Origin of the sequence: Nonomuraea sp. CA-141351 (genome assembly GCF_050944675.1) — a bacterium.
GTDB lineage: Bacteria > Actinomycetota > Actinomycetes > Streptosporangiales > Streptosporangiaceae > Nonomuraea.
Window position 1 is genome coordinate 3142383 of record NZ_CP191982.1, and the last position, 25509, is coordinate 3167891.

General features: G+C 71.1%; 22 protein-coding genes. 14 read left to right on the forward strand and 8 right to left on the reverse strand.

What is annotated here, in order from left to right; translation table 11 throughout:
* The first annotated feature begins 46 nt into the window (after window positions 1–46).
* On the forward strand, window positions 47–922 hold the full coding sequence (locus ACQPWU_RS15215; RefSeq protein ID WP_433440383.1) for a fumarylacetoacetate hydrolase family protein: 876 nt from the start codon (window positions 47–49) through the stop codon (window positions 920–922).
* A 51-nt stretch (window positions 923–973) separates the two neighbouring features.
* Here ACQPWU_RS15215 and ACQPWU_RS15220 read toward each other — a convergent pair whose 3' ends face one another.
* The 8 genes from ACQPWU_RS15220 to ACQPWU_RS15255 all read right to left on the reverse strand — a co-directional run bounded on the left by ACQPWU_RS15220 (window position 974) and on the right by ACQPWU_RS15255 (window position 11215).
* Window positions 974–2959 carry a glycosyl hydrolase family 28-related protein gene (locus ACQPWU_RS15220; RefSeq protein ID WP_433440385.1) on the reverse strand — a complete coding sequence of 662 codons (1986 nt, stop codon included), beginning with the start codon at window positions 2957–2959 and terminating at the stop codon, window positions 974–976.
* A 173-nt stretch (window positions 2960–3132) separates the two neighbouring features.
* Window positions 3133–5388 carry a family 43 glycosylhydrolase gene (locus ACQPWU_RS15225; protein ID WP_433440387.1) on the reverse strand — a complete coding sequence of 752 codons (2256 nt, stop codon included), beginning with the start codon at window positions 5386–5388 and terminating at the stop codon, window positions 3133–3135.
* Window positions 5385–6854 carry a sulfatase-like hydrolase/transferase gene (locus ACQPWU_RS15230; RefSeq protein WP_433440389.1) on the reverse strand — a complete coding sequence of 490 codons (1470 nt, stop codon included), beginning with the start codon at window positions 6852–6854 and terminating at the stop codon, window positions 5385–5387. The genes ACQPWU_RS15225 and ACQPWU_RS15230 overlap by 4 nt, the downstream gene beginning before the upstream one ends.
* Window positions 6851–7759 (reverse strand): aliphatic sulfonate ABC transporter substrate-binding protein, encoded by a 909-nt coding sequence (locus tag ACQPWU_RS15235; RefSeq protein ID WP_433440391.1) that lies wholly within the window; start codon window positions 7757–7759, stop codon window positions 6851–6853. The genes ACQPWU_RS15230 and ACQPWU_RS15235 overlap by 4 nt, the downstream gene beginning before the upstream one ends.
* An 86-nt stretch (window positions 7760–7845) precedes the next feature.
* On the reverse strand, window positions 7846–8616 hold the full coding sequence (locus ACQPWU_RS15240; RefSeq protein ID WP_433440393.1) for an ABC transporter ATP-binding protein: 771 nt from the start codon (window positions 8614–8616) through the stop codon (window positions 7846–7848).
* On the reverse strand, window positions 8613–9413 hold the full coding sequence (locus ACQPWU_RS15245; RefSeq protein ID WP_433440395.1) for an ABC transporter permease: 801 nt from the start codon (window positions 9411–9413) through the stop codon (window positions 8613–8615). Before ACQPWU_RS15245 ends, ACQPWU_RS15240 begins: the two co-directional genes overlap by 4 nt.
* Window positions 9410–10666 carry an ROK family protein gene (locus ACQPWU_RS15250; RefSeq protein WP_433440397.1) on the reverse strand — a complete coding sequence of 419 codons (1257 nt, stop codon included), beginning with the start codon at window positions 10664–10666 and terminating at the stop codon, window positions 9410–9412. Before ACQPWU_RS15250 ends, ACQPWU_RS15245 begins: the two co-directional genes overlap by 4 nt.
* Before the next feature lie 216 nt (window positions 10667–10882).
* A complete protein-coding gene (locus ACQPWU_RS15255; protein ID WP_433440399.1) occupies window positions 10883–11215 on the reverse strand; it encodes a putative quinol monooxygenase in 333 nt (110 codons plus the stop codon).
* A 101-nt stretch (window positions 11216–11316) separates the two neighbouring features.
* Here ACQPWU_RS15255 and ACQPWU_RS15260 point away from each other — a divergent pair, with 101 nt between their 5' ends.
* The 13 genes from ACQPWU_RS15260 (at window position 11317) to ACQPWU_RS15320 (ending at window position 25484) form a co-directional block, all read left to right on the forward strand.
* A complete protein-coding gene (locus tag ACQPWU_RS15260; protein ID WP_433440401.1) occupies window positions 11317–12933 on the forward strand; it encodes an ABC transporter substrate-binding protein in 1617 nt (538 codons plus the stop codon).
* Complete coding sequence (locus tag ACQPWU_RS15265; RefSeq protein WP_433440403.1) at window positions 12930–13877, forward strand: ABC transporter permease; 948 nt, start codon at window positions 12930–12932, stop codon at window positions 13875–13877. The genes ACQPWU_RS15260 and ACQPWU_RS15265 overlap by 4 nt, the downstream gene beginning before the upstream one ends.
* Window positions 13874–14704 carry an ABC transporter permease gene (locus tag ACQPWU_RS15270; RefSeq protein WP_433440405.1) on the forward strand — a complete coding sequence of 277 codons (831 nt, stop codon included), beginning with the start codon at window positions 13874–13876 and terminating at the stop codon, window positions 14702–14704. Before ACQPWU_RS15265 ends, ACQPWU_RS15270 begins: the two co-directional genes overlap by 4 nt.
* Window positions 14701–16308, forward strand: a complete 1608-nt coding sequence (locus tag ACQPWU_RS15275; RefSeq protein WP_433440407.1) for a dipeptide ABC transporter ATP-binding protein — start codon at window positions 14701–14703, stop codon at window positions 16306–16308. The genes ACQPWU_RS15270 and ACQPWU_RS15275 overlap by 4 nt, the downstream gene beginning before the upstream one ends.
* 32 nt (window positions 16309–16340) lie before the next feature.
* Complete coding sequence (locus tag ACQPWU_RS15280; protein ID WP_433440409.1) at window positions 16341–17669, forward strand: lanthionine synthetase LanC family protein; 1329 nt, start codon at window positions 16341–16343, stop codon at window positions 17667–17669.
* A 92-nt stretch (window positions 17670–17761) separates the two neighbouring features.
* A complete protein-coding gene (locus tag ACQPWU_RS15285) occupies window positions 17762–19084 on the forward strand; it encodes an NtaA/DmoA family FMN-dependent monooxygenase (RefSeq protein WP_433440411.1) in 1323 nt (440 codons plus the stop codon).
* Entirely contained in the window at window positions 19081–20301 is a 1221-nt protein-coding gene (locus tag ACQPWU_RS15290; RefSeq protein ID WP_433440413.1) for an LLM class flavin-dependent oxidoreductase, read from the forward strand. Before ACQPWU_RS15285 ends, ACQPWU_RS15290 begins: the two co-directional genes overlap by 4 nt.
* The gene (locus ACQPWU_RS15295; protein ID WP_433440415.1) at window positions 20298–21332 is read left to right on the forward strand and encodes an LLM class flavin-dependent oxidoreductase; all 1035 of its coding nucleotides are present in this window, start codon (window positions 20298–20300) and stop codon (window positions 21330–21332) included. Before ACQPWU_RS15290 ends, ACQPWU_RS15295 begins: the two co-directional genes overlap by 4 nt.
* Complete coding sequence (locus ACQPWU_RS15300) at window positions 21329–22447, forward strand: LLM class flavin-dependent oxidoreductase (protein ID WP_433440417.1); 1119 nt, start codon at window positions 21329–21331, stop codon at window positions 22445–22447. Before ACQPWU_RS15295 ends, ACQPWU_RS15300 begins: the two co-directional genes overlap by 4 nt.
* A 212-nt stretch (window positions 22448–22659) precedes the next feature.
* Window positions 22660–23454, forward strand: coding sequence for an ABC transporter ATP-binding protein (locus ACQPWU_RS15305; RefSeq protein ID WP_433440419.1), 795 nt, complete (start codon window positions 22660–22662; stop codon window positions 23452–23454).
* Window positions 23447–23632 carry a hypothetical protein gene (locus ACQPWU_RS15310; protein ID WP_433440421.1) on the forward strand — a complete coding sequence of 62 codons (186 nt, stop codon included), beginning with the start codon at window positions 23447–23449 and terminating at the stop codon, window positions 23630–23632. Before ACQPWU_RS15305 ends, ACQPWU_RS15310 begins: the two co-directional genes overlap by 8 nt.
* Entirely contained in the window at window positions 23629–24963 is a 1335-nt protein-coding gene (locus tag ACQPWU_RS15315) for an LLM class flavin-dependent oxidoreductase (RefSeq protein WP_433440423.1), read from the forward strand. Before ACQPWU_RS15310 ends, ACQPWU_RS15315 begins: the two co-directional genes overlap by 4 nt.
* Window positions 24960–25484 (forward strand): NADPH-dependent FMN reductase, encoded by a 525-nt coding sequence (locus ACQPWU_RS15320; RefSeq protein ID WP_433440425.1) that lies wholly within the window; start codon window positions 24960–24962, stop codon window positions 25482–25484. Before ACQPWU_RS15315 ends, ACQPWU_RS15320 begins: the two co-directional genes overlap by 4 nt.
* Window positions 25485–25509: the final 25 nt, after the last annotated feature.

Here is a 25509-nt window from a genome sequence, read left to right on the forward strand (position 1 = left end):
GGGAAGACTCTCACCAGACCCGTCTGATGAGAATGAGGAGCAGGCAATGCACATCGTACGGTTCGTCAGCCCCCTGACCGACGCCCCCGCCGTCGGCGTCGACGACGGCCGGCGGGTGGTGGAGCTGTCCGGCGTCACCACCGTGGCCGAACTGCTGCGGCTGCCGGTCGAGGGGCTGCGGGAGCGGGTGGCCGGGGCGGACGGGCCGGAGCACGCCTCCGGATCCGTGCGGCGGCTCGCGCCGGTTGATGGGCAGATGGAGGTCTGGGCGGCGGGCGTGACGTACCGGCGTTCGCGCGAGGCCCGGGTGCTCGAGAGCGAGCGCGCCGCCGACGTGTACGAGCTGGTCTACGAGGCCGAGCGCCCCGAGCTGTTCTTCAAGTCGGTGGCCTGGAAGGTCTCGGGCGACGGCGGGCGCATCGCGGTTCGGTCGGACTCGGAGATCGACGTGCCGGAGCCGGAGCTCGGCCTGGTGCTGAACGCGGCCGGGGAGATCGCCGGGTACACGGTGGTCGACGACGTGAGCTCGCGCACCATCGAGGGGGTCAACCCGCTCTACCTGCCGCAGGCCAAGATCTACCTGGGCGCGTGCGCGGTCGGCCCGGCGATCAGGCCCGCGTGGGAGGTGTCCGACCCGTACGCGCTGGACATCACGCTGAGCATCGCCAGGGCGGGGGAGACGGTGTGGGACGGCAAGGCGTCCACCTCCCAGCTGAACCGCCGGCTCGACGACCTGGCGGGCTACCTCTTCCGGGCCGACCTCTTCCCTGACGGCGCCGTGCTGGCCACCGGCACCTGCCTGGTCCCCGACCTGCCGTTCACGCTGCAGGACGGCGACGCGGTGACGATCGGCATCGGCGAGGTCGGCACCCTCACGACCACCGTGGTCAAGGGCCTGGAGCCGATGCGCAGGCCGCTGTGAACGCCGTATGAACCGGGCCCGCGCCGCACGACTGCGGCGCGGGGCCGCCGGTCACCAGGGCGACGGGGACGGGGGTGCGACGACCGGCGGGCGGTCGTCGCAGGTGATGGTGTTGGGCAGCAGCCACGGCGCCAGCCAGGGCCCGGTCGTGCCGCCTCCGTCGTTGCCCCCGAGGTCCGTCAGCGTGAACTCCGAGCCCGTGGGCGGGAAGCCGAACGACCCGCAGTTGTTCACCCCGACCGCCCCCACGTTGCGCGCGTCCACGTTCTCGAACGTCGCCGACCCCTTCGCCCTGGCGCTCACCACCGACGTGCCGGTTCCGTCGACCCGGATGTCCTTGAAGTGCACGTTCGTGATCGAGTACAGGTCCTTCACCGACCACTCGCTCACCAGCATGATCGCGTTGTAGGTGTTGTCCAGGAAGTGGTTGCCGACCACCTGGACGTCCGCGGAGATGTCCTTCTCCAGCGCGTAGAACCAGATGGCCCCGAGCCCGATGTTCCAGTTCAGCTCGTACGTCCCCGACCTCACCGTGGTGTTGCCGGTGATCAGCAGCCGTCCCGTGAACGGCTCGGCGCCGAAGCGGGAGCCGATCTGGATGGCGCTGCCCTCCCTGATCGGGTCGGCCACGAGGTTGTTCGAGATCGTGTTGTCCCTGCCGCCGTAGACGGCGATGCCGTTGGCCAGCACGGGTGTCTGCACGGTGTTGTGGTCGAACGTGTTCCCGCTGTCGGCGCTCTTCTCCGACCACATGGCCAGCGCGTCGTCGCCGCTGTTGCGGATGAAGTTGTCCGACACGACCGAGCCGGTGACGCCGGTGTGGAAGTTGATGGCGTCGGCGATCTGGTCGACGATGACGTTGCCGGTGATCCGGACGTTCGTCATCGGGCCGTCGAACCACATGCCGACCTTGGTGTGCCGGATGTGCAGGCCCTCGATGGTGGAGTCGCTCATCGCGCCGCCGATGCCGTTCACCTGGTCGGTGTCGACGCGCTCCCGCACGTCGCCCTCGATCGCGAATCCCGACAGGTGCACGTTCGTGCTGCCACCGGGCTTGCCGTAGAAGCCGACGCCGGTGTGCACCGAGCCGTCCGGCGCCGGGCTGTCGAGCGGGACCTCACGGCCCTTGATGATCGTGTACCAGTTCCCCGCACCGGTGATCGTCACGTCGTCCACGATGATGTGCCGGTTCACCTGGTACGTGCCCGGCGGGACGTACACCCCCAGCCGCTTCCGCTTGGCGAAGGCGATGGCCCGGTCGAACGCGTCCGACGACTCGCGCCGTCCGGACGGGTCGGCCCCGAACGCCAGCACGTTGGCCGCCGCGACCTGCACCCGCGGCGGGCCCACGAGCTGCGAGTCGAGCAGGTCGATGACCGTCCATGCGGCGCCGCTGCCGGCGGGGGCCGTCAGGCGCACCCTGTCGCCCGCCCGGTACGTGCGGCCGAGCAGCAGGCGCTGCTCGTCGTAGAAGTGGTTCGGCCGGAACGGTTTCGCGATCACGGGCGGCGGCGTCGTGGCGCTCGGCACGCACGAGCACTCGGTGATCCACCAGTCCGGGTGCAGCAGGCCGGCGCCGGGGTCGTTGGAGAACGGGTACTGGTTGTACAGCCACGCGTACTGGGACGTCAGCGTCATGGTCCTGCGGCCCTTGCCGTTGACCGTGACGTCGAGCGGCGCGGTGATGCCGCCCCCGCCGGGCGCGTCGGGGATGCTGTAGCGCACGGTGATCGCGTTGGCCGCGCCCGGCAGCGTGAACTCCACGTGCTGCCCCGGCGCGAGCCTGACCGCCTTCCGGCCCGAGGCCTCCGCGGGCAGCGTGTACGCGGTGCGGTCGGGGCCGATGACCGTGCCGTTCGTGACCGCGTTCTCCGCCTCCTGCTCCAGGAAGTCCACGGCGGCGCCCCGCCCGGCGACGAGCGCCGGATCGAGGGCGGCCCGTGTCACGACGGGAGCCGGGGCGGAGGAGGCGTGGGCCGGGGCGATGCCGAGGGTCATCGCGGCCGCACATAAGACAGCCAGGACTGTGCGTGGCATCCGGTGCTCGTTTCTCTCGGAGGGTGAGGCGACAGTAGGCCCCTCGCACACCGGTCCACAAGGCACTGTGAAGTAGTTTCGTGAATTTGCTGACTTCTTGCGAATACTTGCGCTCTGTTGCAGGACTCGCCTGGGGTGGGGAGTGTGGTCGGGCCGCTCCCCACCCCAGGAGATCAGTCGCGATACGTCCGGACGTAGTCGAACTTGGCGACGGCGCCCGAGCGGTTCATCGAGATCAGCCCGATCTTGAGCTTGTCCTTCGCCGGAAGCGTCCACACGCCGTTGCGCACCCAGTGCGACCCGTCCCGGCTCGTCGCCGCGCGCACCTCGTTCTCGTGGTTCGCCGCGTCATAGTGGTACGACATCCGCAGCCACATCGTGTCCGCCGCCGGACCCCCGAACATGGGCCCGTTGAACACGGCGGCCGGCGGTGTGGCCGTGGGCCGCTCGCCCTCCTTGAGGAACTCGCTGACCTGCAGCACGGCCCCGTCGCCGCGGCTCAGCGGCAGCACCGAGTGGGCCATCTTGAAGTACCGGTCGTCGTTCTCGTACAGCACGAGGCCGGCCTGCTGGTTGCCCTGCGTCGGCGCGAAGTCCAGCTTCGCCTCGACCGTGTAGTCGCCCTCCGGCGCGTCCCGCAGCAGCACAGAGGCCGTGTTGGTGCCCCGGTGCAGCTCGGCGTTCTGAGTGGGCCAGGACAGCGCACCGCCGGAGACGGTGACGCCCGCCGCGGGGCCGCGGACCCACTGCCATGTCGTGCCGACCGACGTGCCGTCGAACTCGTCGCTGTACTCGGGCAACAACTCCCCGGGTGAAGGGACGGGCACCCGTGACGTGACGGGCGTGTACAGCCTGGCGGCGCCGACGTTGTCGGCGTCGGCCGCGCCGCGTGCGACCGCGCCGACGGAGCCGTGGCGGGCGGCGGCCCGCGGCAGAGCGCGCTTCTGTTCCGCGACCGGATCGCCGAGCTTGTCGCCGCTCACCTGGACCGTCAGCTCCGTGCCGCGCAGCTCGGCCACCACGGTGTGCCAGGTGCTCAGGTCGAACCCGGTGGGCAGCGGCGTCACCTGCGCGCCGCGGCTCGTGCCGCCGATCACCACGTCGGTGACCAGGGCGTCGCGATCCTTGTCGAGCCAGGCGACCACGTGGTTGTCGCGGTTGACGTGGGCGAGCGTGAGCCCGGCCGCGCCGGAGGCGACGCGCAGGTCGGCCTGGGCCCGGACGTCGGCGGCCGGCGCCTTCTTCCCGGAGACCAGGTACGAAAGAGCGCCCGCGTGCGAGGCGAGCCCGTGGGCGTCCTGGCCGGTCCCGGCCGTCCAGCCGGGCCCGGCCTGCCACCCGGACAGCGAGCCGTCGCCGAACGTGCCACCGGCGTCGTACGAGGTCACCGGCGCGGGGTGCGCGCCCTCCGACGGCCCCGCCCCGGCGCGGACCACCGGCCAGCCGTCGATCCAGTCCAGCCGGTCGATCAGCAGCGGCCGCTTGGTCAGGCCCGACGGCCCGTTGGTGATCGGCGGGAAGTCGGGGTCGGCCGTCGAGATGGCGTGGTAGACCAGCCAGTCCTGGCCGGACAGGTCCGTGACGAAACCGCTGTGGCCGGGCCCGGCCCAGCGGTTGCCGTTCGCGCCGACGACGATGGCGCCCTTGGTGGTCAGCTCCATCAGGTCCACGCCCTCGTCGTCCTTGAACGGGCCGAACGGGCTCGTGGCGCGGCCCACCTTGACCTGGTAGCCGCTGTAGGCGCCGTCGCAGCAGCCGGCGTCGGAGTAGAACAGGTAGTAGAAGCCGGCGTGGCGGACGACGTACCCGCCCTCCATGCGCCGGCCCCTGGCCACCTGGGTCGGAGTCCCCTCGACGCGGGTGGCGTCGGCGTTCATCCTCGCGGCGCAGATGGTGTCGTAGCTGCCCCAGTAGAGGTAGTGGGTGCCGTCCACGTCGGTGAACTGCGCCTCGTCGATGTTGAACGTCGGGCACGCGGCCTGGGCGGCGGCGGGGAGCACATCGCCCGCGTCCGTCCAGGGGCCGGTCGGGGTCGGCGCGGTCACCAGGCCGACGTCGCCGGAGGCCAGCGAGTAGTAGAGGTAGTACTTGCCGTCGATGTAGCGGATGTCGGGGGCCCAGAGCCGGGCGCCGCCGTGCCAGGCCGGCTTGGTCTGCGGGGTGAAGACCTCACCGGCGTACTCCCAGGTCACCATGTCCTTGGAGCGCAGGATCGGCAGCATCCGCTCGCCGGCCTCGCCCTTGCTGTTGAACACGGGGTTCTGGGTGCCGTAGGCGTACCAGAGCCCGTCCCTGGCGTGGATCACCGTCGGGTCGGGGAACGTGTCGACCACGCCCGCCGACACCGGGTTCGTGTACGTCGCCGGCGCCGGCGCGGGCGCGCTGACCAGCCCGGACAGCAGGGCGGTGACGGCTAAGACCAGCTTCATGTGGTGGTGCCCTCCTTCTCGAAGGAGCTCAGCGTGGGGTCGTAGTCGGAGTGGCCGATGTCGTACATCGGGGTCATCCAGTGGTAGAAGTTGTCGCCGCGCTCGCGCAGCAGGTCGTACATCCTGCGCATCAGGCGGCGGCGGACCGGGGCCAGCTCCGGGTGGTCGTACCGGTTGCTGAGCTCGTGCGGGTCGGCGTGCAGGTCGTACAGCTCGTTGACCGACTCCGGGTTGACGACCAGCTTGTAGCGGTCGTCGCGGAGCATCCGCTGCGGATAGGGGAAGTGGTGGCCGTGGAACTCGGCGAGCAGCTCACCCGGCCACTCCGGGCGCCCGCCGCGGACGAGGGGCGCCAGGCTGCGGCTGTCCACCGCCGGCTCGGTGTCGCAGCCCGCCAGCTCCAGGATCGTCGCGGTGCAGTCGGTGAGCGTCACGAACTCGTTCCTGACCTGCGGTTTCTCGCCGGGGATACGGACGATGCCGGGGATGCGGTAGATGTCCTCGTACATGGCCGGGCCCTTGTCGTGCAGCCGGTGGGCGCCGGTGAACTCGCCGTGGTCGGCGGTGAAGAACACCGAGGTCTGGTCCGACAGGTCCAGCTCTTCGAGGCGGTCGAGGATCCGGCCGATCTGCCGGTCGATCAGCGTCACGTATCCCCAGTAGACCGCGATCAGCTTGCGCGTGACCTCGATCGGGATCGTGTCGAACGTCCAGTGCTCGCTGTAGTTGCGCTGCACCGGCGGCTTGCCCTCGAACGTCTCCGCGATCGACGGCGGCAGCTCGACCAGGCTCGGGTCGTACATGTCGAAGTACTCGTCCGGCAGCAGGTACGGCAGGTGCGGCCCGAAGAAGTGGGTGGCCAGGTAGAACGGCCGTCCGTCGGCCGCGTACCGGTCGAGGTGCTCGATCGCCCTGGTCGCCAGATAGTGCTCGAACGTCGCCTCCTCCGGCTGGTGCAGCCGCGCCGCCAGGAGGTTGCCCGGGTTGCCGTTCGGCGTGGTGCCCCGGATCAGGTCAGAGATCCGGTACGGCGGCAGCCCCCGCTCCTCCAGGTACGCCAGGTAGTCGGGATGGTCGACCGGGTTGTGCCAGCCGGGCAGGTCGGGCCCGTCGAAGCCGTAGGAGGCGGCGTTGCGGCGGGTGCCACCGTGCCACTTGCCGATCAGCCCCAGGTTGTAGCCGCGCTCCTTCAGCGCTCCGGGAAAGGTGAAGGCGTCCTCGCGCAGGTCCTCCAGGTAGCCGACGTTGCGCTCGTAGTTCGCCAGCAGCCGGTGCCTGAACGGCGCCTGCCCGGTGAGCAGGCTGGCCCGCGCGGGAGTGCAGATGGCCGTCGGCGTGTAGAACCGATCGAACCGCGTGCCGGTCGCGGCCAGCCTGTCGAGGTTGGGCGTGGCCACGTGCGGGTTGCCGTAGCAGCCCAGGGTGTCGACGCGGTGCTGGTCGGTCATCAGGAACAGCAGGTTCACTTGCTGAAAGCCTTCTCGTAGAGGTCGCCGGTGTAGTACGTGGCCGGGTCGGGCCGCGACTTGAGCTGGCCGGTACCGACGAAGAAGTCGCCCAGGCTGTTGAGCCACTTGGCGACCGTGCCGTCCTTGGTCTTGGCGACCAGGTCGGCCGTCGTCATCGTCTGGACGTTCGCCGCGTCGGCCTTGACCTTGGCCGCGTCGAGCTTGAGCAGCGTGGCCGCCTCGGTGATCGACTCGTCGGGATGTGCGGCCCGCCAGTCGTTGGCCTCCTGCAGCACCTTGATCACCTTGCTGGTGAGCTCCTGGTCCACCTTGGTGCCGCCGACGAACGCGGTCGGGAAGGAACGGTCGGGGAACTCCCTGGTGCTGGCGATCTCGACCGTGCCGGGCACCTTCTGCTTGATCGTGTCGATCAGCGGGTACCAGATGCCGGCGCCGTCGATCTGCCCGGCCGAGAACGCCGACACGACGGTCGCCGGGTCCATCGGCACCTTCTGGATGTCCTTCTCGGTCATCCCGGCCTTCTGCAGGGCCAGGTTGAGCACCATGTCGCCGGACGTGCCCTGTGGCACGCCGACCTTCTTGCCCTTCAGGTCCTGCATGCTCTTGATCCCGGGGCGGCCGATGACGCGGTCGGCGAACGCGAGCGTGTTGATCGCGACGACCTTCGCCTTGCCGGAGGCGGGCAGCCACATGGCGCCCGGGCCGATGTAGCCGAAGTCGAGGTCGCCCGCACCGAGGGCCTGGATCTGCAGCGGCCCGTTGGTGAAGACCTTGATCTCCGGCTTGAGGCCCTGCTTGTCCCACAGGCCCTGCTTGTTCGCGATGGCGAGCAGGCTCGCGCCGTTGTAGTCGCTGATGTAGCCGAAGCGGACCGTGCTGCCGTCGCTGGAGCAGGCGGTCACGGAGAGTGATATTACGCTCACCGCCGTGGCGGCCGTCAGGGCGTGACGAAGAGAACGCATGGCGGGTAGCTCCTTTCCGGGAGGTGTCAGGCCGCGGGTGCCTGGTGGTAGACGGAGTGCCAGACCTCGTTGCGTATCCGCCCGAACTCGGGCGACAGCCGCATCTCCTCGGTCCTCGGATAGGGCAGGTCCACGTCGATGACCTGCTGGATGCGGCCGGGCCTGGCCGCCATGACGATCACGCGCCTGGCCAGGTAGACGGCCTCGTCCACGTCATGGGTGATGAACATGACCGTGCGCTGCTCCTGGCTCCAGGTGTCGAGGAGCTGGTCCTGCAGCTGCACCCGGGTGAGCGCGTCGAGTGCGCCGAACGGCTCGTCCATGAGCAGGACCTGCGGGTTCACCGCGTACGCGCGGGCGATGGCGCAGCGCTGCTTCATGCCGCCGGACAGCGTCTTGGGCAGCGCGTCGGCGAAGTGGGACAGCCCGACCAGCTCGATCGCCCGTTCGGCCCGCCGCCTGCGCTCGTCGGCGGGCAGCTCGGCCAGCTTCAGCCCGAACTCGACGTTCTTGCGCACGGTCAGCCACGGGAACAGCGCGTACTGCTGGAAGATCACGCCCCGCTCCGGCCCCGGCCCGTTCACCGCCACGCCGTCCACCAGCACCTCGCCCGACGTGGGCTCGACCAGCCCGGCCGCCATGCTCATCAGCGTGCTCTTGCCGCACCCCGACGGCCCCACGACCGTCACGAACTCGCGGTCGGCGATGTCCAGCGACACGTGGTCGAGCGCGGTGAACGTGGTGTCCTTCATCGGGTACGTCTTGACCACGTCCCTGAACGAGATCTTGCTGTTCATCGGCGCTCCTGCCAGTCTGTGAGGTGGCGCTCGGCCAGCAGCAGCAGCCGGTCCATCAGCAGGCCGAGCACGCCGATGGTGATCAGGCCCACGAAGATCGTGGACAGGTCGTAGTAGAGCTGGGCCTGCTGCATGCGGAAGCCGAGGCCCTCCTGGGCGGCGATCAGCTCGGCGGCGACCAGCGTGCCCCAGGCCGAGCCGAGCCCGACCCGCATGCCGACCAGGATGAACGGCGTGGACGCCGGCACCACGACCTTGAGGAAGATCGTCCGGTCGGACGCGCCGAGCACACGCGCGGCGTTGATCAGCGTCTTGTCCACGTCCACCACGCCCTGGAAGGTCGCCACGACGCTGGACAGGAAAGCCGCCAGGAAGATCACGAAGACCTTCGGCACCTCGCCGATGCCCAGGAGCACGATCGCCAGGGGGATGATCGCGAGGGGCGGGATCGTGCGGAAGAACTGCACATAGGGCTCCAGCAGGCCGCGCGCGGTGGCGTACCAGCCCATCAGGAAGCCGACCGGGACGGCCAGCAGGGTGCCGAGCAGGAAGCCCAGCAGCACCCTGCGCAGGCTGGCCAGCGCGTCCTCCAGGAGCGTGCCGTCGGCGATCAGCTCGCCGGCCTTGGCCGCCACCTGCAGCGGGGTCGGCAGGCCCTGCACGCCGACCACGGCCAGCAGTGTCCATAGGGCGAGCCCGATGGCGACCGCGATCAGGTTGAGGGTGACGGCGCGTTGCGGGCGGCTGGGGCTTCGCCGCGCCGTCGACGTCTTCTCCAGCGTGGTGAGCTGGGTCATGACTGCCTTTCTTGCCGGGTTGGGCGCGTGGCCCGCTCGGTTTCGTCGATGAGGCCGGACGCGAGGTCGGGGCCTGCCGGATAGCGGGAGAGCAGCGGGGACTCGTGCAGCACCAGGGCGATGCCGCCGAGGGCGCCCGCCGCCTCGCCGAGCGTCGCGCGGCGCAGGCTGAGGCGGTGCCTGGAGACGGGCATGACCTGGGCGCGCAGTGCCCGCTCGATCGGCTCGATCAGCGCGGCGCCGGTCTCCGCCAGCTCGCCGCCGACCACGATCACGCTGGGGCCGATCGCGTTGCACACGGCGGCGAGCACGCCGCCGACCGTGGCGCCGACGCCCTCCAGGAGGGTCAGGGCCGTTTCGTCGCCTGCCCTGGTCGCCTTCGCCAGCTCGGGCACGTCGCCGGCGCGTCCGCCCGCAGCGCGGTACGCGTCCAGGACGGCTCTTATCGAGGCCACGGTCTCCAGGCAGCCGGTGCCGCCGCAGTCGCAGGGCGCTCCGTCCGGGTCCACCGTGATGTGGCCGAACTCGCCGGACAGGCCGTACGCCCCGCGGTGCAGCGAACCGCCGACCACCAGCCCGCCGCCGACGCCGTGGGACAGACGCAGGTACAGCACGTCCAGGCCGCCGGCGGCGGCACCCCAGATCGCCTCGCCCAGGGCGGCCAGCCGGGTGTTGTTGTCCATCAGCACCGGTACGCCGAACCGGCTGCTGAGCAGCACCTGCACGGGGTGGGCGGGTTCGTCGGGGCCGAGTCCGGCCGGGTCGTCCTCGGGCTCCGGCCAGCCGACCGGGCCGACCACGCCGACGCCGATCGCGCTGAGCGCGCCCAGTCGCAGGCCGCCGTCGGTGAGTGAGCCGACGAGCCGATCGGCCAGGTCCACCCGTTCCTCCCACGACAGGTCGGCGGGGTGCGGCGCGCTGGCCGAGCCGACGACCTCGTGTGCCAGGTTGACGGCGGCGACGTGCACCGCGCGGCGGGCGAAGTCGATGCCGATCGCCTGCCCGGCGTCCGGGTTGAGGGTCAGCGTCTCGGCCGGCCGGCCGCGGCCGCGCGGGGCGTCCTGCTGGGTGGCGGTGACGACCGCGCCGGTGGAGACCAGCCCGGCGAGGATGTCGTACAGGGTGGTCCGGGACAGCTGGCACAGCTTGCCCAGCTCGCCCCGGCTGAGCGGGCCGTGCTTGCGCAGCAGCTCGAGCACGAGCTCTTCGTGCCCGCGCCTCAGCTGCGCCAAGGGGCCACGGGGGTGTGACATAACGCGAAGTGTGCCGACACAAGATGTTTTTCGTCAACAACCCGGAAAAAACACAATTGTGGCTGGGAGCTGCGAAAACCCTCGAACAAGGAGGTTTGCGGAGTTTCGTAACGTTCCCGTAACGGGATGTGCGGAGAGCCGCGTCCCCGAGTACTTCGGTAGGGCCGCGGGCGGCCCGTTTCCTTCCGCGGGCGTGGGTCCAGGCCGCCGGGTCGGCTAGTCGCGCTCGGGCACGGCCAGTTCGCCCAGCAGGGACCAGTCGTCCTGCGGGACGGCGGTGTTGATGATGCGGGGCGTCTCGACGAGGTGCGGCGGGAGCGTCTGCTGGGCCTGCTTGAAGTGGGCCGACTGAACGTGCGCCGCCCCGGCCTCTTCGTCGCGGAACGCCTCCACCAGGACGTACTCGGCCGGATCCTCGACGCTGCGCGACCAGTCGAACCACAGGCAGCCCGGCTCGGCTCTGGTCGCCTCGGTGAACTCGCGGGCGATCTCCGGCCAGCGGTCGGCGTGCTCGGGCAGGATGCGGAACTTGGCGGTGATGAAGATCATCGGGCTGACTCCTTCGGGTCCATCTGGGTCGAGCCTATCGAGGGCCGTTGACAGGCATTCATGCATTACCTACCGTTTGGATAGGTAATCGGCCGCAAGGAATGCGTGTGAAGCGATTCAAGGGCATCGCCCCCCTCGTCCTCGTTGTCTCCCTGACCGCCTGCGGATCTCAGCAACCGGCCCAGCAGGCCCAGAACACCGCTCTGACCTGGGCCATCGAGACCCAGCCGATCACCTTGAACCCTCAGCAGTGGGGGCAGAACAAGGTCAGGTTGCTCGTGTTCAACCAGTTCGACGCGCTGCTCTCGCGCGCGAAGGACGGCACGTTCCGGCCGTGGCTGGCCAAGTCGTGGAAGGTGTCGGACGACGGGCTGACATACACCCTGGAGTTACGCGACGACGTGACGTTCCATGACGGCACGAAGTTCGACGCGGCGGCGGTCAAGGCGAACCTGGAGCAGTTCTTCGTGCCCGGCTACAACCCCACCGTCGCCGCCATCCAGCTCAAGTCCTTCGCCAAGGCGGAGGTGAAGTCGCCGACCACCCTCGAGGTCACGCTGAAGGAGCCGGACGCGCTTTTCCTCGATTTCCTCGCCTCGCCGTACGCGGGGCAGATCTCGCCGAAGTCGCTGAAGGCGGCCAAGGACGTCAAGTTCGGCGGCCCTGACCTGGTGGGCACCGGGCCGTTCATCCTCGAGTCGTACGTGCAGGGCCAGGAGATCCGCTACCGTCGCAACCCCGGCTACAAGTGGCCGCCCGCCGGTGCGGGGCACCAGGGACCCGCCTACCTCTCGCGGATCACCTACCGGTTCCTGCCCGAGGCGGCCGTGCGCGTCGGCGCGCTCACCTCGGGGCAGGTGCAGGTCATCGAGGGCGTCCCGGCCACCGACGCCGCCATGATCAAGCAGGATCCCGGGCTGACCTACCAGAGCTCGCTCAACTCGGGCACCTCCTTCTCCTACTACTTCAACACCGCCCACGCGCCCTTCGACGACCAGCGCGTACGGGAGGCGTTCCGCGAGGCCGTGGACGTGGACGCGGTGCTGAAGGCCGTCTACCAGGGGACCGCCACCAGGGCGTGGAGCATCGTCACCAAGGGCGGCCCGTTCTACGACGCCTCGCTGGAGGGCTCCTTCGGCGGGAACCCGGCCAAGGCCAACGCCCTGCTCGACGCGGCGGGCTGGAAACAGCGCGACGCCCAGGGCTACCGCGTCAAGGACGGCAAGCGGCTCACCGTACGCTCCGTCGCCTCCGCCGCGTTCATCCGGGACCGCCGCGACATCCTCGCCCAGGCCATCCAGGCGCAGGTCAAGCAGAGCGCCGGGATCGACTTCCAGGTCAAGATCGTGGATCAGGGAACGGCGCAGAAGGCGCTCAACGACGGCGAGTACGAGATCTTCGAGAACTCCCGCGGCGACGCCGACGCGGGCGCCGCGCTCAACCTGCTGCTCCCGGGCAGGGGCGCGATCAACCGCACCGGCTTCTCCGACCCGAACGTGGAGAAGTGGCTCGCCGCCGCCCAGACCAGCTCCGACCTGGGCGAGCGCAAGGCGCTGTACGCCAAGGCGCAGCAGGTCGTGGTGAGGGGCAAGGCGATCGTGTTCCCGATCTACGTGCCCGCCGACCAGATCGCGGCGCACAAGACCGTGCAGGGCTTGGGCTTCGAGGAGGCCTCGGGCACGCCGCGCGGCGCGTACGACGTCCGGATCGCCACATGACCGGAAGACCGCTGTCCAACTGGAGCCGTGCCCTGGCCCGGCGCCTGCTCACCGGCCTCGCGGTGCTGTGGGCGGCGGCCAGCGCCTCGTACGTCGCGCTGATGCTCGCCCCGGGCGAGACCATCGACGTCCTGATCGGCGACGGCGCCGACACGCCGGAGATCCGGGCGAAGATCATCGCCGAATGGGGGCTCGACCGGCCCGAGGTCGTCCAGTACCTGGCCTACCTGTGGCGGCTGCTGCACGGCGACCTCGGCCGCTCGTACCAGCTCCAGCTCGGCGTCGGCGATGTCCTGTCCGGCCAGGTGGGGCCGACCGTGCAGCTCACGCTGGCCGCCGCCGGGGCCGGGGTGGCGCTCGCCGGGGTGATCGCCGTCGTGACCGCGGGGCGGGGCCGGTGGCTGCGCGGCGCGGCCTCGGCGGCCGAGCTCGTGTCGGTGTCGGTGCCGCCGTTCCTCATCGGTCTGGTGCTGCTGTCGGTGTTCTCGTTCACGCTCGGCTGGTTCCCGGTGTCGGGCGCGTCCGGGCCGCAGGCGCTGGTGCTGCCCGCGTGCGCGCTGGGCCTGCCGATCGCGGGCGTGCTCGGGCAGGTGCTGCGCGGCGGCCTGGAGCGGGCGCTCGAGCAGCCGTTCGCGGTCACGGCCCGGGCGCGCGGGCTGAGCGAGGCGCGGCTGGTGGCCAGGCACGCGCTCAGGCACGCGCTGATCCCCGCAGTCACACTGGCCGGCTGGTTCACCGGCACGCTGCTCGGCGGGGCGGTCATCACCGAGGTGCTCTTCGGCCGGCCCGGGCTCGGCCAGGTGGCCATGCGGGCCGTGACGGGCCGGGACATGCCGGTGGTGATGGCTGTCGTCCTGCTGTCGGCCGTCGTGTACGTGACCATCAGCACGCTCCTCGATCTGGCCTACCGCGCCATCGACCCCCGGATCGGAGGCCGCTCGTGACCGCACTCGACGCCCGTGCTCCCCGAGCGGTGCTCGGCGTGGTGGCGCCACTGGCGTTCCTGACCCTGCTGGCGGTGGCGGTGGCCGCGCCGGGGCTGCTGACCGGGGTGGACCCGCTGGCGGCCGACCCGGTGAGCGCCCTCGCGCCGCCCGGCGGCGCCCACTGGTTCGGCAGCGACCACCTCGGCCGCGACGTGCTGTCCAGGGTCGTGTACGGCGCCCGCCACTCCCTCAGCATCGGCGTCACCGCGACGGCCCTGGCGGTGGCCGCAGGCGTGCTGCTCGGCCTGGCCGCCGGGCTGTCCCCGAGGTGGCTGGACGAGGCGCTGGCCCGGTCGTTCGACGTGCTGTCCACCCTGCCGGAGCTGCTGCTCGCCCTGCTCGTCATCGCCATCACCGGGCCCGGCACCGGCAACGTCATCTTCGCCATCGCCATCGCCCAGGTCCCCAACTACGCTCGCGTCATCCGCGCCCAGACCTTCGTCGTGCGCCGCGCCGGGTACGTCGAGCAGGCCGTCACGTTCGGCCGGTCCAGGGCCGCGATCACCTTCGGGCACGTGCTGCCGAACGTGCTCGGGCCCATCCCCGTGCTGGCCACCATCGGGCTCGGCACGGCCGTCATCGCCGCCTCGGGGCTCAGCTTCCTCGGCATGGGCCCGCAGCCGCCGGCCGCCGAATGGGGCGCGATGCTCTCTGAGGCCCGCAACTACCTGCGCGTCGCCTGGTGGGAGGCGCTCTTCCCGGGCGTCGCGATCACGCTGACCGTCGTCTGCCTGACCGCCGCCGGCCGCCGCCTCCAGCGCCGCTTCGAGGGGAGAACCCCATGACCACCTACGCCGCCCCGCCTTCGGTCACCACCCTGGTCGCCGTGGAGGACCTGCGGGTGAGCTTCGGCGGGACCGAGGTCGTCCGGGGCATCTCGTTGTCGGTCGCCCCGGGCGAGTGCGTGGCCATCGTGGGGGAGTCGGGATCCGGCAAGAGTGTCACGGCCCGCACGCTGCTCGGCCTGACCGGACCGGGCTCCACCGTGCGGGCGTCCGCCTTCAGCATCGGCGGCAGGGACGCGCTGGGCTTCGGACCCGCGGAGTGGCGGCGGCTGCGGGGCGGGTTCGCGGGGCTGGTGCTGCAGGACGCGCTGGTCTCGCTCGACCCGCTGCGGACCGTGGGAGCCGAGATCGGCGAGGTGCTGGCCGTTCACGACGTCGTCCCACGGGCACGGCGCCGTGACAAGGCGTTCGAGCTGCTCGACGCGGTGGGCGTGCCCGATCCTGCGCTCCGGATCGGGCAGCGCCCGCACCAGCTCTCCGGCGGGCTGCGGCAGCGGGTGCTGATCGCCTCCGCCATCGCGGCCGGCCCCGAGCTGATCATCGCCGACGAGCCGACCACGGCGCTCGACGTCACCGTGCAGGCCCAGATCCTGCGGCTGCTGGCCGAGCGCCGGGCCGCCGGGTGCGCGCTGCTGCTGATCAGCCACGACCTGGCCGTCGTCGCCTCGATCGCCGACCGCATCCTCGTCATGAAGGACGGCCGGGTCGTCGAGGAGGGCCCCGTCAAGAGCGTGCTGTCGGCGCCCGCGCACGACTACACCCGCTCGCTGCTGGCCGCCGTCCCGTCGGCCGCCTCCCGCGGCACCCGCCTCTCGGCCACCCCGCCCGGCGCGCCCCTGCCCCGGCGTGCGCCCAACCCGTCGGCGCGGGTGCTCGCCGGCACCGCCCTGTCCAAGTCGTACGGCCCGCGCCGGGTGGTCGACGACGTCTCGTTCGTCCTGTGCGAGGGCGAGACGCTCGGCGTGGTCGGCGAGTCGGGCTCCGGCAAGACCACGCTGGCCCGCCTGGCCCTCGGCCTGCTCGAACCAGATGCCGGCCGGGTCACCCTGCACGGCGGAGAGTGGAGCCGCGTGCCCGAGCGCAGACGACGCCCGCTCCGCCCCAGGATCCAGATCATCTCCCAGAACCCGCTCGACTCCTTCGACCCCCGTCACACCGTCGGCCGCCTGGTAGCCGAGCCGCTCGACCTGCCCCGAGCCGAGCGCCGCGCCCGGGTGCTCGGCCTGCTCGACCGCGTCGGCCTGCCCGCCGGCGTGGCCGGACGGCACCCGAGAGAGCTGTCGGGTGGCCAGCGACAGCGCGTGGCCATCGCCCGGGCCCTCGGCCCCCGCCCCGACGTGCTGGTCTGCGACGAGCCCGTCTCCGCGCTCGACGTCTCGATCCAGGCCCAGGTGCTCGACCTGCTCGCCGAGATCCAGGCCGAGTACGGTACCGCCATGCTGTTCATCAGCCACGACCTCGGCGTGGTACACCATGTAGCCGACCGGGTGCTGGTCATGAAGGACGGCAGAGTGGTAGAGGAAGGAGAGGTGACGGAGGTGTTCTCGCAGCCCCGGCATCCGTACACGCGGGAACTCGTCGAGGCGGTTCCCCGGATTTCCTGAATTTCCTACCAACTGTGTGGGATAGTAGAAAAGTGAGCCTGGACAGGATTCGCGCATCGAGCGCCCGAGCCGATTCCCCGCTGACCGCCGCCATCCTGGCGGGCCGGTGGATCAGATCCGCCGCGGCCCATGACGAGCATGGGAGGCGCTGGGTGGCCAATCCCGATCCGCACGGCGGGTCGGCGGTCACCCCCGAGCCCGGGTCCCTCTATTCGGGGGCGGCGGGCATCGTGCTGTTCTTCCTCGAGCTCGCCGCAGCGACCGGCCACGAGGCGTACCTGGAGGACGCCGCGGCCGGGGCGCGCAGGCTCGCCGCGACCTGGCGCGAGCAGGACGACCTCTCGCTCTACCACGGGCTGACCGGCACAATGATCGCGCTCATGGAGGCGGGCTGGGCGCTCGGCGAGGGGGACTTCGAGGGCGAGGCGGCCGCCATCGCCGACCTGATCGTCCGCAGGGGGCGGGAGTCCGGGAACGGCGTCGGATGGTCGCGGGATCCCGCCCAGCGGGGTGAGGGCGGCATCATCCTCGGGCTCCTCCGGGCGGCGGCCCATCTCGGTGTGCCCGCGTACGAGGAGGCGGCCCTGGAGGCGGGGCTGCGGATCGCCCGGCTGCCCGTCCCCGGGCACCAGTTCGGTGACTGCGCCGACCTGCCCATGGACGCGGTCACGCCCGGCTTCCTCGCGGGCACGTCCGGCACGGCGTTCCTGCTCGCCCGCCTGTACGGGGTGACCGGCGACGAGCGGTTCCTGTTCGCCGCCCGTAGCGGGGCGGCCTTCGTCCGCGAGATCAGCGTCGTGAGCGGCTCCTGCGCGGTCGTCCCGCACCACGTGCCGCATGCCCGCGAGCTGCACTACCTGGGCTTCTGCTCCGGCTCGGCCGGCGTGGCCAGGATGTTCTACGAGCTGTACCGGGTGGCGGGCGACCCCGGCGACCTGGAGTGGGTGGAGCGGCTTGCCCGCGGCATCGTCAAGAGCGGCGTGCCGCGGCGCCGTACCGAGGGCTACTGGAACGTGGCCTGCCAATGTTGCGGCACGGCCGGCCTGATCGAGCTGTTCGTGGGGCTGTGGGCGGCGACGGGCGATGAGACCCACCTGGAGTACGCCCGCCGGCTCGCCGCCGACCTGATCGGCCGGGCCACCGACCACGACGGGCGAGGCTACCGCTGGTACCAGGCGTACCGGCGGCTGCGCCCCGGAGAGGTGACGGCCGACACCGGCTACATGGTGGGCGCGGCCGGCATCGGCGCCGCGCTCTTGCACCTCGACGCCGCAGGTCAGGCCGACCGTCCGCGCCGCGTGATCCTGCTGCCCGACAACCCGTTCCCCGCGATCCCCTTGCCCACGTCCGCGCTCCGTTGACAGCGATACCCAGTTTTCCTACTGTTTAACTGGGTATTGAAAGGAGCGCGTATGACCGCATGTGACGTCCCCCACCGCCGCGAGAAGGCCGCATGAAGCAGGTTCATCTGGCCGCGCACTTCCCCGGCGTCAACAACACCACCGTCTGGGCCGACCCCCGATCCCGCAGCCAGATCGACTTCACGTCCTTCCAGCACCTGGCCCGCACCGCCGAACGCGGCAAATTCGACTTCTTCTTCCTCGCCGAGGGGCTGCGGCTGCGCGAGCTGAAGGGCCGCATCCATGACCTGGACGTGGTCGGACGCCCCGAGTCGCTGACGGTGCTGGCCGCGCTCGCCGCCGTCACCGAGCGGCTCGGGCTGGCCGCCACCGTCAACGCCACCTTCAACGAGCCGTACGAGCTGGCCAGACGGCTGGCCACGCTCGACCACCTCAGCGCGGGCCGGGCCGCCTGGAACGTGGTCACCACCTCGGACGCCTTCACCGGAGAGAACTTCCGCCGCGGCGGCTACCTGGACCGTTCCGACCGCTACACGCGGGCCGAGGAGTTCGTCCGGCTGTCCCGCGAACTGTGGGACTCGTGGCAGCCCGACGCCGTGCGCGCCGACCAGGAGAGCGGGCGGTTCCTGCGGCCCGGATCCATCGCGACCGTACGTCACCAAGGCCACCACTTCGACATCGAGGGGCGATTCAACGTCCCGCACAGCCCGCAGGGCCATCCCGTGATCATCCAGGCGGGCGACTCCGACGAGGGCAGGGAATTCGCCGCCGCCAACGCCGACGTCATCTTCAGCCGCCACGGCACGCTGGAGGAAGGTCGGGCCTTCTACGCCGACGTCAAGCGCCGCCTGGGGCGGTACGGGCGGGAGCCGCACCAGCTCAAGATCATGCCAGGGGCGACGTTCGCGCTCGGCGACACCGACGCCGAGGCGGCCGAGCACGCCGCCGAGATCCGCCGGCAGCAGGTCGGGCCGCAGACGGCGATCGCCTTCCTGGAGCAGATCTGGGGCCGGGACATGTCCACGTATGACCCCGAGGGGCCGCTGCCCGACGTGGAGCCGGCCGTCGAGCAGGGCGTCTCCCAGGGCCGCGTGCAGGTGGCCGACCGGGTCGCGGTGGCGGACAAGTGGCGGGCCGTGGCCACGGAGAAGCAGCTGACGATCCGGGAGCTGGTGATCGAGATGACGGGGAGGCAGTCGTTCGTGGGCTCGCCCGCGACGGTGGCCGGGCAGATCGAGGAGTTCGTGCGCACGGACGCCTCCGACGGGTTCATCCTGGTCCCGCACCTGACGCCGGGCGGGCTGGACGACTTCGTCGACAAGGTGGTGCCGCTGCTGCAGGAACGCGGCGCCTTCCGTACCGACTACGAGGGCACCACGCTCCGCGACCACCTCGGGCTGGGAGGTGTCGCATGACGGACGCGCCTGTTCACCTGGCCGTCGCGCTCGACGGCGCCGGATGGCATCCGGCAGCTTGGCGGGACCCGGCGGTCGACGCGCGGGAGCTGTTCACCGCGCGCCACTGGGCCGGCCTCGTCGCCGAGGCCGAGCGCGGGCTGCTCGACCTCGTCACCATCGAGGACTCCCTGGGGCTGCAGTCCACGCGCCTCGACGGGCCGGACGGGCGTACCGACCAGGTGCGCGGCCGGTTCGACGCGGTGCTGCTCGCGGCCGCGCTCGCGCCGCTCACCACGCACATCGGACTGGTGCCGACGGCCACGACCACACACACCGAACCGTTCCACGTGGCCATCGGCATCGCGAGCCTGGACCACGTCAGCCTGGGGCGCGCGGGCTGGCGGGTCCAGGTCTCCGGCCGCGGCTGGGAGGCCGCCCACTTCGGCCGCAGGGAGATCCCGGCGCTCATCCCGAAGCGGGACACGGCCGACCGGCGCCGATGGGAGCCCGACGAGCGCAGCCGCGAGCTCGTCGGGGAGCTGTTCCAGGAGGCGGCCGACGCCGTGGAGGTGGCCAGGCGGCTGTGGGACAGCTGGGAGGATGACGCCGAGATCCGCGACGTGGCCACCGGCCGGTTCATCGACCGCGACAAGCTGCACTACATCGACTTCACCGGATCCCGGTTCTCCGTCAAGGGGCCGTCCATCACGCCCAGGCCGCCGCAGGGGCAGCCGGTCGTGACCGTGCTCGATCACGGCGGGTCGGCGGTGCCGTACGAGCTGCCCGCCCGCTCCGCCGACGTCGTCTTCGTCACCCCGCACGGCCGGGACCACGCGCGGGACATCGTCGAGCAGGTCAGGAACGTCCCCAGGGACGGGCACCCGCTCAAGGTCTTCGCCGACCTGCTGGTCCACGTCGGGGACGACGCGGCCGACCGCAAGGCCCGGCTCGACGAGCTGGACCCGCCGCCCGAGTCCGACGCGTTCACGTTCACCGGCACCGCCGCCGAGCTGGCCGACCTGCTGCTCGACTGGCGGGAGTCGGGGATCGAGGGGTACCGGTTGCGGCCCGGCGCCCTGCCGCTCGACCTGGAGGGGATCACCCGGCAGCTCGTCCCCGAGCTGCAGCGGCGCGGCGCCTTCAGGCGCGCGTACGAGGCCGCCACCCTGCGCGGGCACCTCGGCCTGCCGCCCGCGATCAATCGTTACGCCTCCCAGAAAGCTGACATTGCGTGAAATTTCTGGCGATCACCCTGATCGTTCATGACGGCCGTAAATCCACGAACGAGCGATTCCAAGAGGTCATCTCCAACGCGGTCCTGGCCGAGGAGCTGGGATTCGACGGGTTCGGGGTGGGGGAGCGGCACGAGCGGCCGTTCATCTCCTCCTCGCCGCCCGTGGTGCTCAGCCACATCGCCGCCAAGACGTCCCGCATCCGGCTGTTCACCGCGGTCACCACGCTCAGCCTGCTCGACCCGGTACGGGCGTACGAGGACTACGCCACCCTCGACCACCTGTCCGGCGGGCGGCTCGAGCTGATCATCGGCAAGGGGAACGGCGCCGCCCAGGCCCAGCTCTTCCACGTCACCGCCGAGGACCAGTGGGATCGCAACCGCGAGTCGTACGAGCTGTTCCGCAGGCTGTGGCGGGAGGACAAGGTGACCTGGGAGGGGCGGTTCAGGCCGTCCCTGACGGACGCGGAGACCTGGCCGCGGCCGTTCCAGCAGCCGATCCGCGTCTGGCACGGCAGCGCCACCAGCAAGGAGTCGGTGGACCTGGCCGCGCGCTACGGCGACCCGCTCTTCTCCGCGAACGTCACCAACCCCATCGACCCCTACGCCGAGCTGATCGACTACTACCGCGAACGGTGGGCCCACTACGGCCACGACCCGGCCGACGCCCTGATCGGGGCGGGCAGCGCGGGCTACTACGCCGCCAAGAACTCGCAGGACGCCGTCGAGACGTACCGGCCGATCTTCGACGCCCGCCTGGAGACCTTCAAGAAGTACGGGGTGCCGCCGGTCTTCCACTCGCTGGAGGACGCCATCGAGCGGAGCTCCATCCTGGTCGGCAGCCCGCAGCAGGTGATCGACAAGGTGCTGCGGTACCACGAGCGGTTCGGGCACGAGGTGATGCACCTGCACGCGGACGCCGACGGGCTGACGGACGCGCAGCACCGCGAGGCGCTGGAGCTGTTCCAGTCGGAGATCGCCCCGGTGCTGCGCAAGGAGATTCCCAGCAGGCCGTTCCCCGGAGGCTCGTCATGACGGTTCCCCTGTCCATCCTCGACCTGGCGCCGATCCCGGCCGGCGGCAACGCCCGGGACGCCTTGCGCAACACCATCGACCTGGCACGTCAGGCGGAGTCCTTCGGCTACCGGCGCTACTGGCTGGCCGAGCACCACTTCGCGGCGGGCGTGGTCAGCTCGGCTCCCGCCGTGCTCATCGGGCTGGTGGCCGCGGCGACCAGCCGGATCCGGGTCGGCTCGGGGGCGGTGCAGCTGGGCCACCAGACGCCGCTGGCGGTGGTGGAGCAGTTCGGCCTCCTGGACGCGGCCCATCCGGGCCGCATCGACCTCGGTCTCGGCCGCTCCGGCCAGCGCCGCGCCGAGCTCGCCCGCCGCGCGGAAGGCCCCCCGGCGCCACCCGAGCAGGGGCGGGTGGTGGACGGGTTGCTCATTCCGCCGCCGTTCGACTTCTCCGGGCTCCTCAGGGCGCCGCACCTCGCCTTCCAGGCGTCGCTCCTCCAGCAGCCCGGCGCCCGGACCCCGGACTTCGCCGACCAGCTCGACGAGGTGCAGGCGTTCCTGCACGGCACCTACACCTCGTCCGACGGTCTGGCCGCCCACGCGGTCCCGGGCGAGGGCGCGGACGTCGAGCTGTGGATCCTGGGCAGCAGCGGCGGCCAGAGCGCGCGGGTGGCGGGGGAGCGGGGTCTGCCGTTCGCCGCCAACTACCACGTCAGCCCCGCCACCGTGCTTGAGGCCGTGGAGGCGTACCGGGAGGCGTTCAAGCCGTCCGCCGTCCTGGCGGAGCCGTACGTGATCGTGTCCGCCGACGCGGTCGTGGCCGGCGACGAGGCTGCGGCGCGGGAGCTGGCCAAGCCCTACGGCCTCTGGGTACGCAGCATCCGCACCGGCCAGGGCGCCATCCCGTACCCCACCCCCGAGCAGGCCGACGCCCACGTGTGGACGGAGGAGGACAGGCGACTGGTGGCCGACCGCGTCGACACCCAGTTCGCCGGCGACCCGGAGGCGGTCGCGGAAGGGCTGCGCGTGCTCCAGCGCGTCACGCAGGCCGACGAGCTCCTGATCACCACCATCACCCATGATCACGCCGACCGCGTCCGCTCATACGAGCTGCTCGCGCAGGCTTGGGACTAATTCATGTATGTCCAGTAGGAAATGTTGACTTTACCGGTCGGGGATCGTAGCTTCATAGACATGGGCCTTTACCTGACCACGCGCCCGCACGTGGACTTCGGCCACGTCGCCAGCGCGCAGTGTCGCTGATCACGTACCGCTGACATCCCTCTTCCGTCCATCAGAGGACCAACCGTGATCAAGTCCAACCCATACGCCGCCGCGAGCGGCTCATGACCAAGATCAGCATCCGGGACGTGACCAAGACGTTCCAGGTCAGGGACGATCCCCAGCCGATCACCGCGCTCTCCGGCATCGACCTCGACGTGCGCGAGGGCGAGTTCGTCACGCTCGTCGGCCCCAGCGGCAGCGGCAAGTCCACCCTGCTCGACCTGATCGCCGGGCTGAGCGCGCCGACGTCCGGCGACATCCTCATCAACGGCGTGGCGGTCGCCGGACCCGGGCTCGACCGGGGCATCGTCTTCCAGCAGTACGCGCTGTTCCCCTGGCGCACGGCCCAGTCCAACGTGGAGTTCGGGCTGGAGGCCAAGGGCGTGCCGAGGAAGGAGCGGGCGCGGCGGGCACGCGAGCACCTCGCGCTCGTGGGCCTGGCCGGGTTCGAGGAGCGGTACCCGCACGAGCTGTCCGGCGGGATGCGGCAGCGGGTCGCCATCGCGCGCAGCCTCGCGTTCGACCCCGACGTGCTGCTGATGGACGAGCCGTTCGCCGCTCTGGACGCGCGGACCCGCGAGTCGCTGCAGGAGGAGCTGGTCCACGTCTGGGAGCAGACCGGCAAGACCGTCGTGTTCATCACGCACGGCATCGACGAAGCCGTCTATCTCGGTCAAAGGGTCGCCGTGATGACCTCGACGCCGGGCCGGATCAAAGAGATCATCGATGTGCGCTTCGACTCACGGGAGGGCGACTTGAGGGCTGACCCGGCCTTCGGCGAGTACCGCCGCCGCGTGTGGAGCCTGCTGCGCGAAGAGGTCGCGGCGGCGCGGGTACTGGAGCGGGCTCATGGCTGACCGGCGCCTGCTCCCCGGAGACATTCACTGGTACGACCTGCCCGACGACGAGGCCGAGGAGGACGTCCCGGAGGAGACGCGCCGGCGGATCCTCGGCGGCCGGCTCCCCTTCGGCGTGCTGTTCAACCTGCTCCTGGTCGGCGTCGAGCGCCGCTTCTCCACCTGGAGGACCACGTGACGAGAAAGCTCCACCTGAACGCCTTCCTCATGGGCGTCGGCCACCATGAGGCGGCCTGGCGACACCCCCGGACAGAGCCGGCCCGCCTCACCGACGTCCGCCACTACCAGGAGCTCGCCAAGATCGCCGAACGCGGCAAGCTCGACTCGGTCTTCCTCGCCGACGGCGTGGCACTGAAGGGCAACGTCAAGCACAACGCGCTCGGCGGCCTCGAACCCCTGACCCTGCTGTCGGCCCTGGCGGCCGTCACCGACCACATCGGCCTCATCGCCACCGTGTCGACGACGTACAACGAGCCCTTCCACGTGGCCCGCAAGTTCGCCTCACTCGACCACATCAGCGGCGGCCGGGCCGGCTGGAACATCGTCACCTCCGCCGGCGAGGCCGAAGCCCGCAACTTCGGCGTCGTCCGTCCGTCACACACCGACCGCTACGCCAGGGCCACCGAGTTCCTGGAGGTCACGCGGAAGCTCTGGGACAGCTGGGAGGACGACGCGATCCTGCGCGACCGCGCCGGCGGCCTCTACGCCGACACCGGCAAGATCCACGCGATCGAGCACGCCGGCGAGTACTTCGCGGTCGACGGGCCGCTCAACACCTCCCGCCCACCCCAGGGGCACCCGCTCCTGGTCCAGGCCGGGTCGTCGGAGGACGGCAAGGAGTTCGCCGCCCGCTACGCCGAGGCTGTCTTCACGGCCCAGCAGACCCTGCAGGAAGGGCAGGAGTTCTACGCCGATCTGAAGCGCCGCCTGGCTGCCTACGGCCGGCGGCACGAGGACGTGCTCATCCTGCCGGGCATCTCGCCGATCATCGGCTCGACCGAGCACGAGGCGCTGCGGCTGGAGAAGGAACTGGAGGATCTCATCATCCCCGCGTACGGGCTGGCACAGCTCTCCCACATGACCGGCATCGAACTGACCGAGGACGCGCTGGACGAGCCCCTGCCCGAGGTGTCCGTCGAGACGGAGGGCGCGCAGAGCCGGCGCAAGCTCGTCGTGGACCTGGCAAGGCGCGAGCGCCTCACGGTCAGGCAGCTCCTCGGCCGCCTCGCCGGCGGCCGCGGCCACCGCGTCGTCGCCGGGACGCCCGGCCAGATCGCCGACCAGCTCCAGGAGTGGTTCTTCTCCGGGGCGGCCGACGGGTTCAACATCATGCCGCCGATCCTGCCCGGCGGGCTGAGCGACTTCGTGGACCACGTGGTGCCGGAGCTGCAGATCAGGGGCCTGTTCCGGTACGACTACGAGGGGCGCACCCTCCGCGAGAACTACGGCCTGCCCAGACCCCCGTCCCGCTACGCCGAGGTCCGGCACGAAGTGGCGGCGGCGCGATGAGCATCGTGACGCTGGTCGGCAACCCCCGGCCGGGCTCCCGCACCCTCGCCGTCGCCACCTCGGCCGCCCAGGCGGTCGGCGGCCGCCTCGGCGCCTCGTCCGGGGCGTACGAGGTCGTGGACCTGTCGGGGGCAGGGCCCCACCTGCTCTCGCCCGGCAAGCACCCCGACGTGGGCGCGGCGCTGGAACTGGTGTCGGGGGCGAGCGTGCTCGTGGTGGCCAGCCCGACCTACAAGGGCACCTATACCGGTCTGCTGAAGTCTCTCCTTGACCGCCTGCCGCCGGACGCGCTGGCGGGCAAGGCGGCGCTGCCGCTGCTGGTCATGGGGGATCCCAAACATTCGCTGGCTGTGGAGGTGCACCTGCGGCCGCTGCTGGTGGAGCTGGGGGCCTTCGTGCCCACCCCGGGGCTGGCGGTGTTGGAGTCGCAGATTCCGCAGTTGGAGGAGGTACTGGCCGGATGGGCCGATCGAGTGGCGCCGCAGGTGGCCGCCGTGCTCAAGGAAGGGGCTCTCTCATGACGGAGACGGTGGCCGCTCGCGAGGC

What these genes read in the sequence shown, in the direction of transcription:
- ACQPWU_RS15320 (WP_433440425.1), top strand. Translation starts at nt 24,960, where the DNA reads ATGAGCATCGTGACGCTGGTCGGCAACCCCCGGCCGGGCTCCCGCACC.
- ACQPWU_RS15220 (WP_433440385.1), bottom strand. Translation starts at nt 2,959, where the DNA reads ATGCCACGCACAGTCCTGGCTGTCTTATGTGCGGCCGCGATGACCCTC.
- ACQPWU_RS15255 (WP_433440399.1), bottom strand. Translation starts at nt 11,215, where the DNA reads ATGATCTTCATCACCGCCAAGTTCCGCATCCTGCCCGAGCACGCCGAC.
- ACQPWU_RS15215 (WP_433440383.1), top strand. Translation starts at nt 47, where the DNA reads ATGCACATCGTACGGTTCGTCAGCCCCCTGACCGACGCCCCCGCCGTC.
- ACQPWU_RS15290 (WP_433440413.1), top strand. Translation starts at nt 19,081, where the DNA reads ATGACGGACGCGCCTGTTCACCTGGCCGTCGCGCTCGACGGCGCCGGA.
- ACQPWU_RS15305 (WP_433440419.1), top strand. Translation starts at nt 22,660, where the DNA reads ATGACCAAGATCAGCATCCGGGACGTGACCAAGACGTTCCAGGTCAGG.
- ACQPWU_RS15265 (WP_433440403.1), top strand. Translation starts at nt 12,930, where the DNA reads ATGACCGGAAGACCGCTGTCCAACTGGAGCCGTGCCCTGGCCCGGCGC.
- ACQPWU_RS15250 (WP_433440397.1), bottom strand. Translation starts at nt 10,666, where the DNA reads ATGTCACACCCCCGTGGCCCCTTGGCGCAGCTGAGGCGCGGGCACGAA.
- ACQPWU_RS15245 (WP_433440395.1), bottom strand. Translation starts at nt 9,413, where the DNA reads ATGACCCAGCTCACCACGCTGGAGAAGACGTCGACGGCGCGGCGAAGC.
- ACQPWU_RS15285 (WP_433440411.1), top strand. Translation starts at nt 17,762, where the DNA reads ATGAAGCAGGTTCATCTGGCCGCGCACTTCCCCGGCGTCAACAACACC.
- ACQPWU_RS15300 (WP_433440417.1), top strand. Translation starts at nt 21,329, where the DNA reads ATGACGGTTCCCCTGTCCATCCTCGACCTGGCGCCGATCCCGGCCGGC.
- ACQPWU_RS15225 (WP_433440387.1), bottom strand. Translation starts at nt 5,388, where the DNA reads ATGAAGCTGGTCTTAGCCGTCACCGCCCTGCTGTCCGGGCTGGTCAGC.
- ACQPWU_RS15310 (WP_433440421.1), top strand. Translation starts at nt 23,447, where the DNA reads ATGGCTGACCGGCGCCTGCTCCCCGGAGACATTCACTGGTACGACCTG.
- ACQPWU_RS15240 (WP_433440393.1), bottom strand. Translation starts at nt 8,616, where the DNA reads ATGAACAGCAAGATCTCGTTCAGGGACGTGGTCAAGACGTACCCGATG.
- ACQPWU_RS15260 (WP_433440401.1), top strand. Translation starts at nt 11,317, where the DNA reads ATGCGTGTGAAGCGATTCAAGGGCATCGCCCCCCTCGTCCTCGTTGTC.
- ACQPWU_RS15275 (WP_433440407.1), top strand. Translation starts at nt 14,701, where the DNA reads ATGACCACCTACGCCGCCCCGCCTTCGGTCACCACCCTGGTCGCCGTG.